This window comes from Pseudomonas sp. FBCC-B1565 (assembly GCF_059133265.1).
Genome location: NZ_CP101438.1, coordinates 627,029 through 644,383 on the forward strand (window position 1 = coordinate 627,029; position 17,355 = coordinate 644,383).

The following is a 17,355-nucleotide window of genomic DNA, read 5'->3' on the forward strand; positions in this document are numbered from 1 at the left end:
TCCGGTCTTGGCCGTTGATGGGCCTCGGAAACGCCTCGTTGGGCGCAGTCGACCCGGTTGGTCGGCTGGTTACAGAATGAGTGTGCTCGTCAGTAGCCTTGATAGGCTCGTCAGAAGAGACGTGCACCGCTGGCAAAAGAGCCAGTCCTGACGTGTGAAGCAGTTGTCTCAGTCGCATGTGCGGCGTCAACGGTGAAGCATCAAGCGATATCCGCAAATGCCATTAGCCCGGCTGAGGGCCGGGCTTGGCAGAAGCTTGCTACGAACGTCTGTGTATTAGTACAGACGAACGGCGCGGCGCTGTTCGCGCTGAACTTTCTTGGCGTGACGCTTAACAGCGGCTGCTGCTTTGCGCTTACGCTCAGAAGTTGGCTTCTCGTAAAATTCGCGGCTACGAACTTCAGCCAGTACACCGGCTTTTTCGCAGGAGCGCTTGAAACGACGCAGAGCTACGTCGAAGGGTTCGTTCTCTTTAACTTTGACGGCTGGCATCCAGAGCTACCTTCTTTCATTACCGGGATCAACGTTCTCGTCGCAAAAAATTCGCGGCTGAGGTCGTCGGTTTTTAAGGGTTGCGGATGTTAACCCCTCATTGCCCGGAATGCAAAGCCTCTGATCGAAAACCGCTAGTCGGGAGGGGGAGTGGCGACTATTATGCGCGCCTTCGAATTCAGCCTCTACAAGGCGCAAACCCATGCTAGTACTGGGACTTGAAACCTCCTGCGACGAAACCGGTGTCGCACTTTACGACAGTGAACGCGGGCTCCTGGCCGATGCGCTGTTCAGCCAGATCGACCTGCACCGTGCCTATGGCGGCGTCGTGCCGGAGCTGGCCAGCCGTGATCACGTCAAGCGCATGCTGCCCCTGATCCGCCAGGTGCTGGACGAAGCCGGCTGCGTGCCGACCGAGATCGATGCCATCGCCTACACCGCTGGCCCCGGATTGGTCGGAGCCCTGCTGGTTGGGGCCTCTTGCGCCCAGGCGCTGGCCTTTGCCTGGGGCATTCCGGCGCTCGGCGTGCACCATATGGAAGGCCATTTATTGGCTCCCATGCTGGAGAAAACCCCGCCACAGTTCCCGTTCGTCGCTTTGTTGGTTTCGGGGGGGCATACGCAGCTGGTTCAGGTGGAAGGAATCGGCCAATACACCCTTTTGGGTGAATCTTTGGACGATGCTGCCGGTGAAGCCTTCGACAAGACCGCGAAGATGATGGGCCTCAATTATCCCGGCGGCCCGGAAATCGCCCGTCTTGCCGAAAAAGGCGTGGCCGGCCGCTACACCTTCCCGCGCCCGATGTGTGATCGCCCCGGCCTGATGTTCAGCTTCAGCGGCTTGAAAACCTCCGCGTTAAACACCTGGCAGCACAGCGTCAGCGCCGGGGACGACAGCGAGCAAGCCCGTTGCGACATCGCGCTGGCGTTCCAGCAGGCCGTGGTGGAGACTTTGACCATCAAGTGCAAACGCGCCCTCAAGCAGGCCGGCATGAAGCGCCTGGTGATCGCCGGCGGCGTCAGTGCCAACAAGGCCTTGCGCACTTCGCTGGAAAAAATGCTCGGCGACATGAAAGGCGATGTGTTCTACGCGCGGCCGGAATTCTGCACCGACAACGGCGCGATGATCGCCTACGCCGGTTGCCAGCGCCTGCAGGCCGGGCAGCATGAAAGCCTGGCGATCAGCGTGCAGGCACGTTGGCCGATGGAGCAGTTGTCGCCGCTGTAACGCCGCAACGTGAATTGAAGGTATTTAAAAATGCCGTTCGCGCCCGGCAAACAGGTCGCGTAAATTGCCCCGGTGGCGCCAGACGATCAGCAGTGTCAGCACGCTCATCGGCAGCAGCGCCGCCGGTTCTTGCCAGGCCAGCAACGGCAGGGTGAGCGGGGTGGCGATCAGCGCGGCGAGTGAGCTGGTGCGGGTCAGGTAGAACGTCAGCAGCCAGGCGAGTACAGCCAGCAACGCTGCCGGTGGATAAATCCCCAGCAGCATGCCGGCAGCCGTAGCGACGCCTTTGCCGCCGCGAAAGCGGAAGTACAGGGGAAACAGATGGCCGAGGACCGCGCAGACGCCGATCCAGGCCTGCTGTTGCAGGGGCAGGCCGGCGAGGCTGGCGATCAGCACGGGCAACAAGCCCTTGCACAGGTCGCCCAGCAGCGTCAGCACGGCGAGCTTCTTGCCGGCCAGGCGCAACATATTGGTGGCGCCGGCATTGCCTGAGCCACTCATTCGCGGATCGGGGTTTCCCGTCAGGCGGCTGAGCAAAATGGCGAAGGACAGCGAGCCGAGCAGGTAGGCGAAAATCGCCAGTGACCAAAACATGCTAACTATTCCGGGCGAGGACGCCCTGATTCTAACGGGGCATCGCGCCCTTGTCGTGCTGCGGAGAAGAGTGCTTGGACAGAGTGTTTATCGAAGGCCTGGAAGTCGACACCGTCATTGGGGCCTACGACTGGGAGCGCGGAATCCGCCAATGCCTGCGCCTGGACCTGAGCTTTGCCTGGGACAACCGCCCGGCTGCGGCCGGGGACGACCTGACCCTGGCGCTGGATTACGCCAGCGTGTCCGCGCGCATCCAGGCCTTTGCCGAGCAATCCCAGTACCAACTGGTGGAAACCTTTGCCGAACGCCTGGCGGAAGTGTTGATGAGTGAATTCCAGATTCCCTGGCTGCACCTCAAGCTGACCAAACCTGGTGCCGTGCCGGCTGCCAAGGGCGTGGGCGTGGAGATCGAGCGCGGATGTCGCTAACTCAGGTTTACCTTGGCCTCGGCAGCAATATCGAGCGTGAGTCTCACCTGTGCGCCGGCTTGGATGCGCTGGCGAGTTTCTTGACCGATATGCGCTGCTCGGCGGTGTTCGAAAGCCAGCCGGTGGGCATCAAGAGTGGGCCGTTCTTCAATCTGGTGGTGTCGGCGTATACCGATCTGCCGCTGATGGAACTGGATCGCCGGTTGAAATTCATCGAGGCCGACAATGGTCGCTATGCGCCGGACCGCAAAGGGCTGCCGTTGGATATCGACGTGTTGTTGTTTGGCGACCTGGTGGGCAACTTTGACGGTTTGATCCTGCCAAGGGCCGAGATCCTGAAAAACGCCTTTGTGTTGTGGCCGCTGTCGTTGATGGCGCCGGAGCGCGTGCATCCCGAGGCGGGCAAGACGCTAGCCGAGTTGTGGCGCGATGCGCAGATCGACCAGGTGCTGGCGCCTGTCGCGTTCGAATGGCAGGGCCAGCCACTGACACCAAACGCTCCTACATGAAGGCGTGTTGTTCCTTGTAGATTTTGAGTGCCTTGAGCCTTTCGCGCTTGAGCGCCTCACCCAGCTCCGGGCCTTTGAAACCTTTCTCCAGCAGTGGCGCAACGGCTACCTCGCGGGCCGCCTTGGCCGCCCCGCGCAGATAATCCGCCTGTGGATAACTTCTTTGCTCCAGGCCCTTGCGACCGCGGGCGTCCATCTCGCAGGCGACCACGAACTCTTCAAAGCGCTGCGGCCGCCGGTACACGTCGAAACTTTGCAGCAACTCCAGCAAGGTCGAGGCCTTCAGCTCGAGAGCCCGATGGCCATGGGTGTGATATTGGCCCACCAGCAGTGCCAATTCCTGGCAATCCCTCGGCACCTTGAAGCGTTCATTGACCGTCTTGATCAGCGTCAAGCCCCGGTGTTCGTGGGCGATGTGCTGCGGCAACTTATCCACAGGCGTCGTACCCTTGCCCAGGTCGTGGAGCAGGCAGGCCCAGCGCACAGTCAGTGGCTGTTGATGCAAAGCGGCTTGTTCTAGCACGCTGAGGGTGTGCACGCCGGTGTCGATTTCCGGGTGATGGGCTTCAGGTTGTGGCACGCCGAACAATGCATCGACCTCGGGAATCAAGGTTTTCAGTGCCTGGCAGTCACGCAGCACCTGGATAAACACCTGCGGTTGATCTTCCATCAGCGCCCGGGAGATTTCTTTCCAGCTGCGCTCCGGCGTCAGGGCTTCCAGTTCGCCGGATTCGCTGAGTTGGCTCATCAGCTCCAGCGTTTGCGGCGCGACGGTAAAACCCAGGGGCGCATAACGTGCAGCAAATCGCGCCACTCGCAGTACGCGCAGGGGGTCTTCGGCGAACGCCGGGGAAACGTGGCGCAGAATGCGCGCTTGAAGATCGCGTTGGCCGTGATAAGGGTCGGTCAAGTTGCCGTCATCGTCTTCGGCCATGGCGTTGATGGTCAGGTCGCGACGGATCAGGTCTTCTTCCAGCGTCACTTCGGGGCTCGCGTGAAACACAAAGCCGCCGTAACCCCGGCCACTTTTGCGTTCGGTGCGGGCGAGGGCGTATTCATCGCCGTTTTTCGGGTCCAGGAACACTGGGAAGTCTGCGCCCACCGGCTTATAGCCCTTGGCTAGCATCTCTTCGGCAGTCGCGCCCACCACGACGCGGTCAATATCGGTGACCGGGATGCCCAAGAGGCGATCCCGTACCGCACCGCCGACTTTGTAGATTTTCATGAAAAAGCCTCCGTTAGCGGCACAGGATACCGCCTGTGCCTGACCAATGGAGGCTTTGCTGTTTCAGAGATGAACGACAGCCAGGTCCAATCGGCCGTAGTCGTTGTCGTTGTGATCGCTGCGCGGTGGCACATGGTGGGTCTTCATCACCTGATCGCCTTGCAGGGTTTCCAGGTGGATATCAAAGCCCCATAGCCGATGCAGGTGCTTGAGTACTTCCTCGGTGGATTCACCCAAAGGTTTGCGGTCGTGCTGCTGGTGCCGCAGGGTCAGCGAGCGGTCGCCGCGCACGTCGATACTGTAGATCTGCACGTTGGGCTCGCGGTTGCCCAGGTTGTACTGCGCCGCCAGGGTTTCACGGATGGTGCGATAGCCCGGCTCGTCGTGGATGGCCGGCACCACCAGGTCATCCTTGAGGTCGTCGTCGAGGATGCTGAACAGCTTGAGATCGCGGATTACCTGAGGCGACAGGTACTGCAGGATAAAGCTCTCGTCCTTGAAGCTGCTCATGGCGAACTTGATGGTGGACAGCCAGTCGCTGCCGGCGATTTCCGGGAACCAGCGGCGGTCCTCTTCGGTGGGGTGCTCACACATGCGGCGGATATCGCGGTACATCGCAAAGCCCAGCGCATAGGGGTTGATGCCATTGTAGTAAGGGCTGTCGAAGCCGGGTTGGAAGACCACGCTGGTGTGGGAGGTGAGGAATTCCATCATGAAACCGTCGGTCACCAGGCCTTCGTCGTACAGGTCATTCATCAGGGTGTAGTGCCAGAACGTGGCCCAGCCTTCGTTCATCACCTGGGTCTGGCGCTGTGGATAAAAGTACTGGGCGATCTTGCGCACGATACGCACGATTTCCCGCTGCCATGGCTCCAGCAATGGCGCGTGTTTTTCCAGGAAGTACAGGATGTTTTCCTGCGGTTCGGCGGGGAAGCGTGCATTGTCCTTGTCGCTGTTTTTTCCTGTCTTTTTAGGAATGGTGCGCCACAGGTCATTGATCTGCTTCTGCAGATGCTCCTCGCGCTCTTTCTGGCGCAGGCGTTCTTCCTCGGCGGAAATCGGGTAGGGGCGTTTGTAGCGGTCGACGCCGTAGTTCATCAGCGCGTGGCAGGAGTCGAGCAGGTCCTCTACCGCATCGATGCCGTGGCGTTCCTCGCACTGCATGATGTACTGCTTGGCAAACACCAGGTAATCGATGATCGAACTGGCGTCGGTCCAGGTGCGGAACAGGTAATTGCCCTTGAAGAAGCTGTTATGCCCGTAGCAGGCATGGGCCACCACCAGCGCCTGCATGCAGATGGTGTTTTCTTCCATCAGGTAGGCGATGCACGGGTCGGAGTTGATCACGATCTCGTAGGCCAGGCCCATTTGGCCGCGGGTGTAGGACTTTTCGGTGCTGAGGAAATGCTTGCCGTAGGACCAATGGTGATAGCCCAGGGGCATGCCCACCGAGGCGTAGGCATCCATCATCTGCTCGGCGGTGATCACTTCGATCTGGTTGGGGTAGGTGTCCAGGGCATAACCCGCCGCGATGCGGCTGATTTCCCGGTCATAGGCCTGGATCAGTTCAAAGGTCCACTCAGACCCCGTGGAGATGGGTTGGCGCTTATGCTCTTTTTTGGCGGTCATGTCACTAACCTGCGCTGGAAGAGTTCACGGAAGACCGGGTAGATATCGCCGGCCGAGACCAGTTGCTGCTGGGCGAACGTGTCGGCAAAGGCTTCGCCGATGCGCTCGTATTCGAACCACAGGGCCTGGTGCTCACGGGGGGTGATCTCAACATAAGTGTAGTACTGCACGAACGGCATGATCTGGTTGATCAGGATGTCACGGCAGATGGGCGAGTCGTCGTTCCAGTTATCGCCGTCCGAGGCTTGCGCCGCGTAGATGTTCCATTCATTGGCCGGGTAGCGTTCGGCCATGATTTCCTGCATCAGCTTCAAGGCGCTGGAGACGATGGTGCCGCCGGTTTCCCGCGAATAAAAGAACTCTTCTTCGTCGACTTCCCGGGCGCTGGTGTGGTGGCGGATGAACACCACGTCGATCTTGTCGTAGTTCCGCTTGAGGAACAGGTACAGCAGGATGAAGAAGCGCTTGGCGATGTCCTTGGTGGCCTGGGTCATGGAGCCTGACACGTCCATCAGGCAGAACATCACGGCCTTGGAGCTGGGGTTGGGTTGTTTGACCAACAGGTTGTACTTCAGGTCGAAAGTGTCCAGAAATGGCACGCGGTGAATACGCGCGCTGAGTTTCTCGATTTCTGCCTCAATTTGCTGGATATCGCCGAAGTTGTCCGGTTCTTCACGCTTCAAGCGCGCCAACTCTTCCTTGGCTTCCTTCAGTTTGGCGCGGCTGCTGCCCGACAGGGCGATACGCCGGGCATGGGCCGAGCGCAGGGTACGGATGATGTTGATGCGCGAGGGGTTGCCCTCGTTGCTGATCCCGGCACGTACGGTCTTGAAGGTGTCGGTGCCGGTCAGGTTGCGCTTGACCAGGTTAGGCAGTTCCAGGTCCTCGAACATGAACTCAAGGAACTCTTCCTGGGTGATCTGGAACACGAACTCGTCCATGCCTTCGCCGGAGTTGCCCGCCTTGCCTGGGCCTTTGCCGCCGCCACCGCCTTGGGGACGCTGGATATGTTCGCCGGTGGTGAACTCTTTGTTGCCGGGGTGCACGACGGTCTGCTTACCGCCCCGGCCGTGGTGCAGCACCGGTTCATCGATGTCCCGTCCGGGAATGCTGATTTGTTCGCCATGCTCCATGTCCGTGATGGAGCGGCGACTGACGGCCTCTTCGACGGCCTTTTTGATGTGGTCACGGTAACGCCGCAGGAAACGCTGGCGGTTTACCGTGCTCTTGTTCTTGCCATTGAGGCGTCGGTCGATCACATAGCTCATGGGGAGCCCTCCGGGCAGCTTCACGTTACAAGCTTCAAGCCGCGAGCTGGAAGCTTAGAGACAAGCGGTCGGCTGCCAGGCCAGAAGCCCGGCAGCGCACGCCTGTCGCTGCCTTACTGCGATTTGCGCACCCGCAGGTACCACTCGGATAGCAGCCGTACCTGTTTGTCGGTGTAGCCGCGCTCGACCATCCGTGTGACGAAGTCGTTGTGTTTTTGCTGGTCCTCCTTGCTGGCCTTGGCGTTGAAGCTGATGACCGGCAGCAGGTCCTCGGTGTTGGAGAACATTTTCTTCTCGATGACCACCCGCAGTTTCTCGTAGCTGAGCCAGGTCGGGTTCTTGCCGTTGTTGTTGGCCCGGGCGCGCAGCACGAAGTTGACGATTTCGTTGCGGAAATCCTTCGGATTGCTGATGCCGGCGGGTTTTTCGATCTTTTCCAGTTCCTCGTTGAGGGCCACGCGGTTGAGGATCTCGCCGGTTTCCGGGTCGCGGTATTCCTGGTCCTGGATCCAGAAGTCGGCGTACAGCACGTAGCGGTCGAAGATGTTCTGGCCGTACTCGCTGTAGGACTCCAGGTACGCAGTCTGAATTTCCTTGCCGATGAACTCGATGTAGCGCGGTGCCAGGTATTCCTTGAGGAAACGCAGGTAGCGTTCGCGGGTTTCCGCCTGGAATTGCTCCTGTTCGATCTGCTGTTCCAGCACATAGAGCAAGTGCACCGGGTTGGCAGCAATTTCGTGGGGGTCGAAGTTGAAGACCTTGGACAGGATCTTGAACGCAAAACGCGTCGAGAGCCCGTTCATGCCCTCATCCACACCGGCGGTGTCGCGGTATTCCTGGATCGACTTGGCCTTGGGGTCGGTGTCCTTGAGGTTTTCGCCGTCGTACACGCGCATCTTCGAGTAGATGTTCGAGTTTTCCGGCTCCTTGAGGCGCGACAGCACGGTGAACTGGGCAAGCATCTTCAGGGTGTCAGGTGCGCAATGCGCCTTGGCCAGGGAGCTGTTGAACAGCAGCTTGTCGTAGATCTTGATTTCATCGCTGACCCGCAGGCAGTACGGCACCTTGACGATATAGATCCGGTCGATGAAGGCTTCGTTGTTCTTGTTGTTGCGGAAGGTGTGCCACTCCGATTCGTTGGAGTGGGCCAGCAGGATCCCGGTAAACGGAATCGCACCGAGGCCTTCGGTACTGTTGTAGTTGCCTTCCTGGGTGGCGGTCAGCAGTGGGTGCAGCACCTTGATGGGTGCCTTGAACATCTCCACGAACTCCATCAGGCCCTGGTTGGCCCGGCATAGTGCGCCCGAGTAGCTGTAGGCGTCGGCGTCGTTCTGCGGGTATTCCTCGAGCTTGCGGATATCGACCTTGCCCACCAGCGCCGAGATGTCCTGGTTGTTCTCATCGCCCGGTTCGGTCTTGGCCACGCCGATCTGGTTGAGGATGGAGGGGTAGAGCTTGACCACGCGGAACTGGCTGATGTCACCGCCGAACTCCGCCAGGCGCTTGGTGGCCCAGGGCGACATGATGGTGTTGAGGTAGCGGCGCGGGATGCCGAAGTCCTCTTCGAGGATCGCGCCATCTTCCGTGGCGTTGAACAGGCCCAGGGGCGACTCGAACACCGGGGAACCCTTGATGGCGTAGAAGGGCACCTTCTCGATCAGTTGTTTGAGCTTTTCGGCCAGGGACGATTTACCGCCACCGACGGGGCCGAGCAGGTAGAGGATCTGTTTCTTCTCTTCCAGGCCTTGGGCGGCATGGCGGAAGTAGGAGACGATCTGGTCGATGCATTCTTCCATGCCATGGAAGTCTTCAAAGGCCGGGTAGCGACGGATCACCTTGTTGGAGAATATTCGCGACAGCCGCGAATTATTCGAGGTGTCGATCAACTGCGGCTCGCCAATCGCCAGTAGCAGACGTTCGGCGGCAGACGCGTAGGTGCTGCGGTCCTGTTTGCACAGTTCAAGATACTCTTGCAGCGTGAGTTCTTCCTGCTGTGTGGACGCGAAGCGTTGTTGGAAGTGGCTGAAAATACTCATGACGTCGTCACCTCGCTCGATACGTGGAGCCGACGCCGGATCAATCAGTCGATGCTGGCAGACATTGACGAACGCCAATGGCTGTTTTCCCCCCAGAACACCCTGAAACGCTACCGATGACCCGCACGCCGGTGTACCGGCTCTCCCCTGATTCGGATGGCCTGCGCTTAAGGATAGTTCGGAATCGCAGAGGTCAAGGCGCGATGCGCAATTAGTTTGGCTGCGCCGTTCGTCAGAAACGGCGCAAGCCCAAGCGTCACGCGGGGTAGCGGGGTGTGAAAAAAATTATTGCGAATCGCCTGAGGAAATTTCTGCAGGATAGGTCGTACGCCATAGCTCAAAGCCGCCGTCCAGGCTGTAGACGTCGGAGAAGCCCTGGCTGATCAGGTAGGCCGCCGCGCTCTGGCTGGAGTTGCCGTGGTAGCAGGCCACGATTACCGGTGCGTCAAGGTCGGCGGCGCGGATGAAGTCGGCGATGTTGACGTTGTCCAGGTGTTTGGCACCGGTGATGTGTGCGGCGTTGTAGGTCGGCTGGTCGCGGATATCGACCACCACGGCACCTTGCTCGCGCAGGGCCTGGGCTTGTTCGGGAGGGATACGTTTGAATTCGCTCATGGATGGCTCCTAGGGCCTGGCGGCAGCCGGCAGTGTAACGGGCAGGGGGGATTCGCACTGGCAGCTATAACGCTCGCCGGTGTCGATGTTCATCAGGGTCATGGCGCCGCCCCACACGCAACCGGTGTCGAGGGCGAATACGCCAGGCTCATCGCACTTGCCTTCAAGTGCAGCCCAGTGACCGAAAATGATCTTGGTGTCACGGGTCTTGCGTTCTTTGTGGGCGAACCAAGGCTTATAGCCGGGAAGCGCGGTGTCGGCGCCTTCCTTGCTCTTGAGGTCCAGCTTGCCCTCGACGGTGCAGAAGCGCATGCGCGTGAAGTAGTTGGTGATGACCCGCAGGCGTGTGACGCCGGTCAGGTCGTTGTCCCACTTGACCGGCTCGTTGCCGTACATGCCGTCGAGGTAGGCGGTGTACAGGTTGTCATCGGCCAGGGCGCTCTCGACTTCGGCGGCGCACTTGAGGGCTTTTTTCAATGACCATTGGGGCGGGATGCCCGCATGGACCAGGGCCACGTTACGGCCTTCGTCGTAATGCATGATTTTCTGGCGGCGCAGCCAGTCGAGCAATTCGGCACGATCGGGTGCTTCGAGGATTTCCCGCAGGGTATCGCCCTTTTTCAGGCGCTCGATGTTGTTGCACGCCGCCAGCAGGTGCAGGTCATGGTTGCCCAGTACGCACACGAGGGAATCGCGCAGGCTATATAAGTAGCGCAGCGTCTCCAGGGACTGCGGGCCGCGGTTGACCAGGTCGCCGACCAACCACAGGCAGTCACTTGCCGGATCGAAGGCTACGCGCTCAAGCAGGCACTTGAGCGGCTCCAGGCAACCTTGCAGGTCACCGACCGCATACGTCGTCATCAGTGCAGGGCTCCCGGCACGGCAAGACGGAACGGCGCGATGATGGCGTCGAACAGTTGGCCGTCGGTGGCCTTCATTTGATACGAGCCTTGCATGGTGCCGACCTTGGAGGTCATCACCGTGCCGCTGCTGTAGGTGTGGCTGGCGCCGCTGTCGATCAGCGGCTGCTGGCCGACCACGCCTGCGCCGCGCACTTCTTCGACCTGGCCGTCACCGTCGGTGATCACCCAGTGGCGTGACAGCAACTTGGCCGGTACCAGCCCGTTGTTTTTCACCGTGATGGTGTAGGCAAAGGCGAAGCGGTTCTGTTCAGGTTGCGATTGGTCCGCCAGGAAGCGGGTGACGACGCTGACGTCGATCTGGTAGCGAGGATCGGACATGCAAGAGGCCTTAAAAGCGGAGGACAGCAGATGCGGGTCAGTCTAGGCCAAGAGGTGGGCACTAGGCCAGACATGCTGTCTGGCCTATCCCAGGGAGGCTCTATTCCGCTGCGGGCGCAGGCTGGATAGCCAACTGGTCGGCCAGGCGCACGAACGCGGCCAGGTCCAGTTGCTCGGGACGCAGGCTGCCATCGACGCCGGCAGCTTCGATCTCGGCATTACTCAGCAAGGCTTTGAGCGTGTTGCGCAGGGTCTTGCGGCGCTGGTTGAACGCTTCGCGTACGACGCGTTCCAGCAGGCGATGGTCCTTGGCCGGGTGCGGCAGTACCGCGTGGGGCACCAGGCGCACAATCGCCGAATCGACCTTCGGCGGTGGGTTGAACGCACCCGGACCGACGTTGAACAGGTGTTCGACACGGCAGTGGTACTGAACCATGATCGACAGGCGGCCCCAATCACCACCACCAGGGCCTGCCGCCAGGCGCTCGACCACTTCCTTTTGCAGCATGAAGTGCATGTCGCGGATGATCCCGGCGTTGTTCAGCAGGTGGAAAATCAGCGGCGTGGAGATGTTGTACGGCAGGTTACCCACCACGCGCAGGCTGTTGGGTGCGGCGTTGAGGGTGTTGAAGTCGAACTTCAGCGCATCGCCCTGATGCAGGTTGAAGTTGGGCTTGCCGGCGAACTGCTGGTTGAGGATCGGGATCAGGTCCTTGTCCAGTTCCACCACGTCCAGTTGGCCACCGCTGGCCAGCAGGCCTTGGGTCAGCGCGCCCTGGCCCGGGCCGATTTCCAGCAGACGGTCTTCGGGCTTGGCATGGATGGAGCGCAGGATGCGATCGATCACGCCAGCGTCGTGCAGGAAGTTTTGCCCGAAGCGCTTGCGCGCCCGGTGTTGGTAATGCTCAGTCATATACGGGTCTCGGCCATCTGATAGGCGGTTTCCAGGGCCACGTGCAGGCTGCCGGTATCGATCTTGCCGCTGCCCGCCAGGTCCAGGGCGGTGCCATGGTCGACGGAGGTGCGGATGATCGGCAGGCCCAGTGTCACGTTGACGGCGGCGCCGAAGCCTTTGTATTTAAGCACCGGCAGCCCCTGGTCGTGGTACATCGCCAGCACTGCATCGCAGTGCTCCAGATATTTGGGGGTAAACAGAGTGTCCGCAGGCAGTGGGCCGCGCAGGTCCATGCCTTCTTGGCGCAGACGCTCCAGGGTGGGTTCGATGATGTCGATTTCTTCGTGGCCCAAGTGGCCGCCTTCACCGGCGTGGGGGTTGAGCCCACAGACCAGGATGCGCGGCTGGGCAATGCCGAATTTCTGTTGCAGGTCGGCGTGCAGGATGCGCGTCACGCGCTCCAGTCGCTCGACGGTGATGGCATCGGCAATGTCGCGCAGCGGCAGGTGCGTGGTCACCAGGGCGACCCGCAGGCCGTGCGTGGCCAACATCATCACTACCTGCTCGGTGTGGGTCAGTTCGGCAAGGAATTCGGTATGGCCGGAAAAAGCGATGCCGGATTCGTTGATCACACCCTTGTGCACCGGGGCGGTGATCATGCCAGCGAAGTCGCCGTCGATGCAGCCTTGCCCGGCGCGGGTCAGGGTTTCGAGCACGAACGCTGCGTTGGCCTTGTCCAGTTGCCCGGCAATCACCTTGGCTTGCAGTGGGGTGTCCCACACATACAGGCTGCCGGCAGGGGCGGGCAGATCGGGCCAGTTGCCCGGCGCCACGTCCAGCAAAGTGACAGCCACACCCAGCTGCGCGGCCCGCTCAAGGAGCAGGTCACGGCTGGTAATGGCGATCAGGGGATGTGGCTGGGGTTGCGAGGCGAGCAGCAAGCACAGGTCAGGACCAATGCCGGCCGGCTCGCCGGGTGTCACCGCAAAACGCTGGGGTTTCACTGCGCTGCCTGGTCGGTGCCTGTTTGACTGGCGCCTGGCAGCTTGTTTTCCACGTAGGCTTCGTCGCGGATCTGACGCAGCCAGGTTTGCAGCTCTTCGTCGTATTTGCGGTTACGCAGTACGTTCAGCGCTTGTTGCTCGCGGGCTTGAGTGGTGTTGTCGGTGGCGCGACGGCCAAGGACTTCCAGCACATGCCAGCCATATTGAGTCTTGAACGGTTTGGACAGCACGCCTTGCGGGGTCTTGGCCATGACGTCCTGGAACTCTGGCACCAGGGCTTTCGGGTCGATCCAGTTCAGGTCGCCACCGTTGAGGGCGGAACCCGGGTCTTCCGAGAAACTCTTGGCCAGGGTGGCGAAGTCTTCACCGCTTTCGATGCGGTCGTAGATCTTCTGGGCCAATTCCTTGGTTTGCGCTTCGGTGCGGATTTCGCTTGGTTTGACCAGGATGTGACGAACGTGCACCTCATCCTTGAGTGAAGTTTCGCCGCCGCGTTTTTCCAGGAGCTTCAGGATGATGAAACCACCCGGTGTGCGCGCAGGTTGGGTGATGCCACCCACTTCCATTGCACTCAGTTCACGGTCGAACGGAGGAGGCAGTTGAGCGGCTTTACGCCAGCCCATGTCGCCACCTTCCAGTGCGTTGTCGCTGCCAGATTGGGCGATCGCCATTTGGGCAAAATCGGCACCCGCCTTCAAGCGATCATAGATAGCCTGGGTCTTGGCGGCGGCGGCATTGAGCTGCTCGGAGTTGGCGCTGTCCGGAGTCGGGATCAGAATGTTGGCCAGGTGCAGTTCTTCGGAGAGCTGCATCTTGCCAAGGTCCGAGGCCAGGAAGTTCTTCACTTCCTGTTCGGACACCTGGACCCGCTCGGCAACACGGCGCTGACGCACACGGCTGATGATCATTTCGCGGCGGATCTGGTCACGGGCGTCTTCATACGAAAGACCATCGTGGGCCAGGGCCGCGCGGAATTGATCGATACTCATGTTGTTGCGCTGGGCAATGGTGCCAACGGCCTGGTTCAGTTCTTCGTCCGAAATACGGATGCCGGAACGATCACCGATCTGCAGTTGCAGGTTCTCGACGATCAGGCGTTCCAGCACCTGCTGGTCCAGGACACTCGTCGGTGGCACGCCACCGCCACGCTTGGCGATGGTTTGCTGGACTTCCTTGACGCGCTGGTCCAGTTGGCTCTGCATGATCACATCGTTATCGACGATGGCCACGACCTTATCCAGTTGCTGAACTGCAGCGTGCGCCGAAGCGGTACCCAGGAACAGCGCGCCCAGCACTAGCGGGCGCAGACAATCAGAAAGCTTGGTCTTCACGTTCACGATAACCTTCAATGCCTTTGTCGAGGAAGCTCTCTACCTTGGCGCCGGTCAGGCCGCCGAGTCCTTTGAGGACGATCTGGAAGAAGAGCCCGTGGTCACCCTTTTCGTTAAGCGGGGCGATCTGGCTGTATTCGTCGTTGGAAACCCAGTAACGGTTGATGACGCGCAGTTTCCAGCAGCAGTTGTCGTACTCGAAACCACCGAAGGCTTCCAGGGTACGGTTGCGGGCGTAGTCATACTGCCAGCGGGTGATCAGGTTCCATTGTGGAATGATCGGCCACATCATCGAGAAGTCGTGTTGCTGGATCTTGTAGTAATCCTTCACGAAGTTCGGATCACCTGGCTGCCCGTAGTCACCACCGAACTGCCATTTGCCGGTCAGCTGGTTGTAGACGACCTGGTCGTTGCGATAGCGATAACCGACGTTGATGATCTTGTTCGGGTTGTCTTCCGGCTGGTAGTGCAGCATTGCGCTACCGGAACGAGGGCTGTGCTCCTCGGTGTCCCAGTTGTAGTCGGCAGTGGCGCGCCAGTCACGGTTGAAGCGGAACTCGTAGTCCAGGGCGATTGGCGAAACATCGGAACGTGCGTCGGCACGGTCGGCGGCCAGGATACCTGGCAGTTGCACTTCACGATCCTTGAAGTAAACCGCCTGGCCCACGGACACGCGTTGACGCTCGAAGCCATTGTCTTCGATCCAGCGGCTGGTCAAGCCCAGGGACAGTTTGTTCTCGTCGCCGATCCGGTCGGAGCCGCTGAAGCGGTTGTCACGGAACAGCGAGGCGTAGCTGAACGAGTACTCGCTGGTGTCGAAGACCGGGATGTCAGCCTGGTCCTTGTTCGGTACGTACAGGTAGAACGCACGCGGCTCAAGGGTCTGGCGATAGTCTTTGCCGAACCAGTTGGTGTTGCGGTCGAAATACAGGCCGCTGTCGACGCTGGCGATTGGTACCGCGCGGTCTTGCGAGCTCTTGAAGTTGCCACCGGCGTACGGGTTGGCCGCAGTGGCCGCCGCTTGCTGGGCGATGACCTGGTTCTTGCCGATGCTGTCGAGGTCAAGATCGTACTTGGTGTAGACGTACTTGAGCTTCGGCGTGACAAAACCGTAGGTCCAGTTCATCGGGTATTCGACGGCTGGCGCAACGTTCAAGCGTGTGCCGTTGGCGCGGGTCAGGCCGGTGACATAGGTGTCCAGGCGAGGCGACACAAGCCCGTTCTGATCGGTAAACGTGCCTTTTTCAAGGCTGCGTTCAAAGCGAACAGCTTCAGTCTCATAGGTGAAGTTCAGCCCGCCCGGATGGTACGGCAAGGCACCATTGAAGGTGATTTGCGGCAACCGGTCATACGGCGTGATCTGGGAGATCGTCGCCAGCTGGTAGGCCTGGACGTTCAGGCGCGCCTGGTAAGAGTCGCCCCGGTAGGTCACGGAACCCTGCTGGTTGAGAGCATCCCGGCTTTCAACGCCTTCCTGGAACGATTTCAGATCCTGGAAGTAGTAAGGATCGCTGATCCGTGTGTAGTCGACCTGGGTCAGTACGCGCGAATCCAGCCCGCCCTTGTGCTGCCAGTTGAGCATGTAGCGGGTTTTTTCGTAATCGGTCTGCTTGCTGCGCTCGTTGTTGTCATCGTTCAGGTACGCGCCGCCGAACTGGCCTTCGCTGGATTTGGTGAGGTAGCGGAATTCGCCTTCCATCAACAAGCCGCGCTTGGTCATGTATTGCGGGTACAACGTGGCGTCGTAGTTGGGCGCCAGGTTGAAGTAGTACGGCGTGACCAGGGTGAAGCCGGTTTCGCTGCCGGTGCTGAAGCTCGGCGGCAGGAAGCCGGATTGACGACGGTCGTCGATCGGGAAATAGATGTAGGGGGTGTACAGGATCGGAATGTTCTTGATCCGCAACGTCGCGTTGGTGGCCGTACCGAAACCGGTGGCCGGGTTCAACGTGATGTTGTTGCCCTTGAGCTGCCAGGCGTTGCTGTCCGGCTCACAGGTGGTGTATGTGCCGTCCTTGAGACGGATGATCGCGTTCTCGGCACGCTTGGCGTACAGCGCGCTGCCGCGGATACGCGACTTGTGCAGCACGTATTCGGCGTTATCGATCTGCGCCGCGCCGGTGTCGAGTTGCACTTCGGCATGGTCGCCCACGATCAGTGCACCGTTGTCGCGCAGACGGACCTTGCCGTTCAGCTCGCCACGGTTCTCGGCCTGGTACAGGCTGGCTTCCTCGGATTCCAGCTGCATGCTGCCCTGGCGCATGACGACGTCACCGGCCAGGGTTGCCACCTGTTGTTCCTGCTCGTAACGAGAGGCCTTGGCACCGATGAAGGTGGGCGCATCGCTCTTGTTCGTCTTGTCGTTCATGCCAGGGCGAGTCGGCTCGATGTACGCACCGCCGCAGTAAGGGCCGGTTTCAGCCAACTGTGCTGCGGTCAGCTTGTCGCGTGGCACCCAGTCCAGGTGGCTGTAGTCGGCGCTGCGCGAACGCAGGCCACGGCCCTTGGCTTCGGTGACCAGAGCGGTCTTGGGCTCGGCCTCGGCGTTGCCGCCAGCATCGGCCTGCGCCGTGCTGTTGGCGGAGCTGACGGCTGCACCGTCATGCACCGGGCGTGGTGGTAGTGGGGCTGCGGCGGTTTTTGGCGCGCAATCCCAGGCACCCGAAGCAGAGACTGAGCAGTCATACTGTTCCGCGGCGACCACGAATGAGGTGGCGAAGGGTTGCAGGGCCAGCAGACTGCCGGTTACCAGCAACGGAAATTTTCTACGAAACGCGGGGGATTTCAATGCCATCTTATTAGTCCGGGCTTCCTGCGTGCCATCTGCCCGCGGTTTGGGCCGCACGCCTCTCGATGGTCTGAA

Annotated in this window: 16 protein-coding genes; 3 read left to right on the top strand and 13 right to left on the bottom strand. The window is 60.4% G+C overall.

Annotated elements, in window-relative coordinates:
* Window positions 1–276 precede the first annotated feature (276 nt).
* A complete protein-coding gene (gene rpsU / locus NL123_RS02860) occupies window positions 277–492 on the bottom strand; it encodes a 30S ribosomal protein S21 (RefSeq protein WP_002551877.1) in 216 nt (71 codons plus the stop codon).
* A 202-nt stretch (window positions 493–694) separates the two neighbouring features.
* Here rpsU and tsaD point away from each other — a divergent pair, with 202 nt between their 5' ends.
* Window positions 695–1,720 carry a tRNA (adenosine(37)-N6)-threonylcarbamoyltransferase complex transferase subunit TsaD gene (gene tsaD, locus NL123_RS02865; protein ID WP_494357186.1) on the top strand — a complete coding sequence of 342 codons (1,026 nt, stop codon included), beginning with the start codon at window positions 695–697 and terminating at the stop codon, window positions 1,718–1,720.
* 24 nt (window positions 1,721–1,744) lie between these two features.
* Here tsaD and plsY read toward each other — a convergent pair whose 3' ends face one another.
* Window positions 1,745–2,314, bottom strand: a complete 570-nt coding sequence (gene plsY, locus NL123_RS02870) for a glycerol-3-phosphate 1-O-acyltransferase PlsY (RefSeq protein WP_038843023.1) — start codon at window positions 2,312–2,314, stop codon at window positions 1,745–1,747.
* A gap of 74 nt (window positions 2,315–2,388) precedes the next feature.
* On the opposite strand from plsY, the gene folB reads away from it, so the two are divergent.
* Complete coding sequence (gene folB / locus NL123_RS02875; protein ID WP_015886183.1) at window positions 2,389–2,742, top strand: dihydroneopterin aldolase; 354 nt, start codon at window positions 2,389–2,391, stop codon at window positions 2,740–2,742.
* Entirely contained in the window at window positions 2,733–3,251 is a 519-nt protein-coding gene (gene folK / locus NL123_RS02880) for a 2-amino-4-hydroxy-6-hydroxymethyldihydropteridine diphosphokinase (RefSeq protein ID WP_494357187.1), read from the top strand. The genes folB and folK overlap by 10 nt, the downstream gene beginning before the upstream one ends.
* Here folK and NL123_RS02885 read toward each other — a convergent pair.
* The 11 genes from NL123_RS02885 to NL123_RS02935 form a co-directional block, all read right to left on the bottom strand.
* Window positions 3,244–4,476, bottom strand: a complete 1,233-nt coding sequence (locus tag NL123_RS02885; RefSeq protein ID WP_494357188.1) for a multifunctional CCA addition/repair protein — start codon at window positions 4,474–4,476, stop codon at window positions 3,244–3,246. The two genes, folK and NL123_RS02885, sit on opposite strands and share 8 nt — an antisense overlap.
* Window positions 4,477–4,539: 63 nt before the next feature.
* Window positions 4,540–6,105 (bottom strand): SpoVR family protein, encoded by a 1,566-nt coding sequence (locus NL123_RS02890; protein WP_058424761.1) that lies wholly within the window; start codon window positions 6,103–6,105, stop codon window positions 4,540–4,542.
* Window positions 6,102–7,373, bottom strand: a complete 1,272-nt coding sequence (locus NL123_RS02895) for a YeaH/YhbH family protein (protein ID WP_017138057.1) — start codon at window positions 7,371–7,373, stop codon at window positions 6,102–6,104. The genes NL123_RS02890 and NL123_RS02895 overlap by 4 nt, the downstream gene beginning before the upstream one ends.
* A gap of 113 nt (window positions 7,374–7,486) precedes the next feature.
* Window positions 7,487–9,409, bottom strand: a complete 1,923-nt coding sequence (locus NL123_RS02900) for a PrkA family serine protein kinase (protein WP_494357189.1) — start codon at window positions 9,407–9,409, stop codon at window positions 7,487–7,489.
* A 285-nt stretch (window positions 9,410–9,694) separates the two neighbouring features.
* Window positions 9,695–10,024, bottom strand: a complete 330-nt coding sequence (gene glpE, locus NL123_RS02905; RefSeq protein ID WP_248484954.1) for a thiosulfate sulfurtransferase GlpE — start codon at window positions 10,022–10,024, stop codon at window positions 9,695–9,697.
* A 9-nt stretch (window positions 10,025–10,033) separates the two neighbouring features.
* Window positions 10,034–10,885, bottom strand: a complete 852-nt coding sequence (locus tag NL123_RS02910; RefSeq protein ID WP_248484953.1) for a symmetrical bis(5'-nucleosyl)-tetraphosphatase — start codon at window positions 10,883–10,885, stop codon at window positions 10,034–10,036.
* On the bottom strand, window positions 10,885–11,265 hold the full coding sequence (gene apaG / locus NL123_RS02915; RefSeq protein WP_010206973.1) for a Co2+/Mg2+ efflux facilitator ApaG/CorD: 381 nt from the start codon (window positions 11,263–11,265) through the stop codon (window positions 10,885–10,887). The genes NL123_RS02910 and apaG overlap by 1 nt, the downstream gene beginning before the upstream one ends.
* A 100-nt stretch (window positions 11,266–11,365) precedes the next feature.
* Window positions 11,366–12,178, bottom strand: a complete 813-nt coding sequence (rsmA, locus tag NL123_RS02920) for a 16S rRNA (adenine(1518)-N(6)/adenine(1519)-N(6))-dimethyltransferase RsmA (protein ID WP_248484952.1) — start codon at window positions 12,176–12,178, stop codon at window positions 11,366–11,368.
* Window positions 12,175–13,164: a 4-hydroxythreonine-4-phosphate dehydrogenase PdxA gene (gene pdxA, locus NL123_RS02925; protein WP_248484951.1), complete on the bottom strand. Its 990-nt coding sequence runs from the start codon at window positions 13,162–13,164 to the stop codon at window positions 12,175–12,177. The genes rsmA and pdxA overlap by 4 nt, the downstream gene beginning before the upstream one ends.
* Entirely contained in the window at window positions 13,161–14,501 is a 1,341-nt protein-coding gene (locus tag NL123_RS02930; protein ID WP_248484950.1) for a peptidylprolyl isomerase, read from the bottom strand. Before NL123_RS02930 ends, pdxA begins: the two co-directional genes overlap by 4 nt.
* Window positions 14,476–17,286, bottom strand: coding sequence for an LPS-assembly protein LptD (locus NL123_RS02935; RefSeq protein WP_494357190.1), 2,811 nt, complete (start codon window positions 17,284–17,286; stop codon window positions 14,476–14,478). Before NL123_RS02935 ends, NL123_RS02930 begins: the two co-directional genes overlap by 26 nt.
* Window positions 17,287–17,355 lie beyond the last annotated feature (69 nt).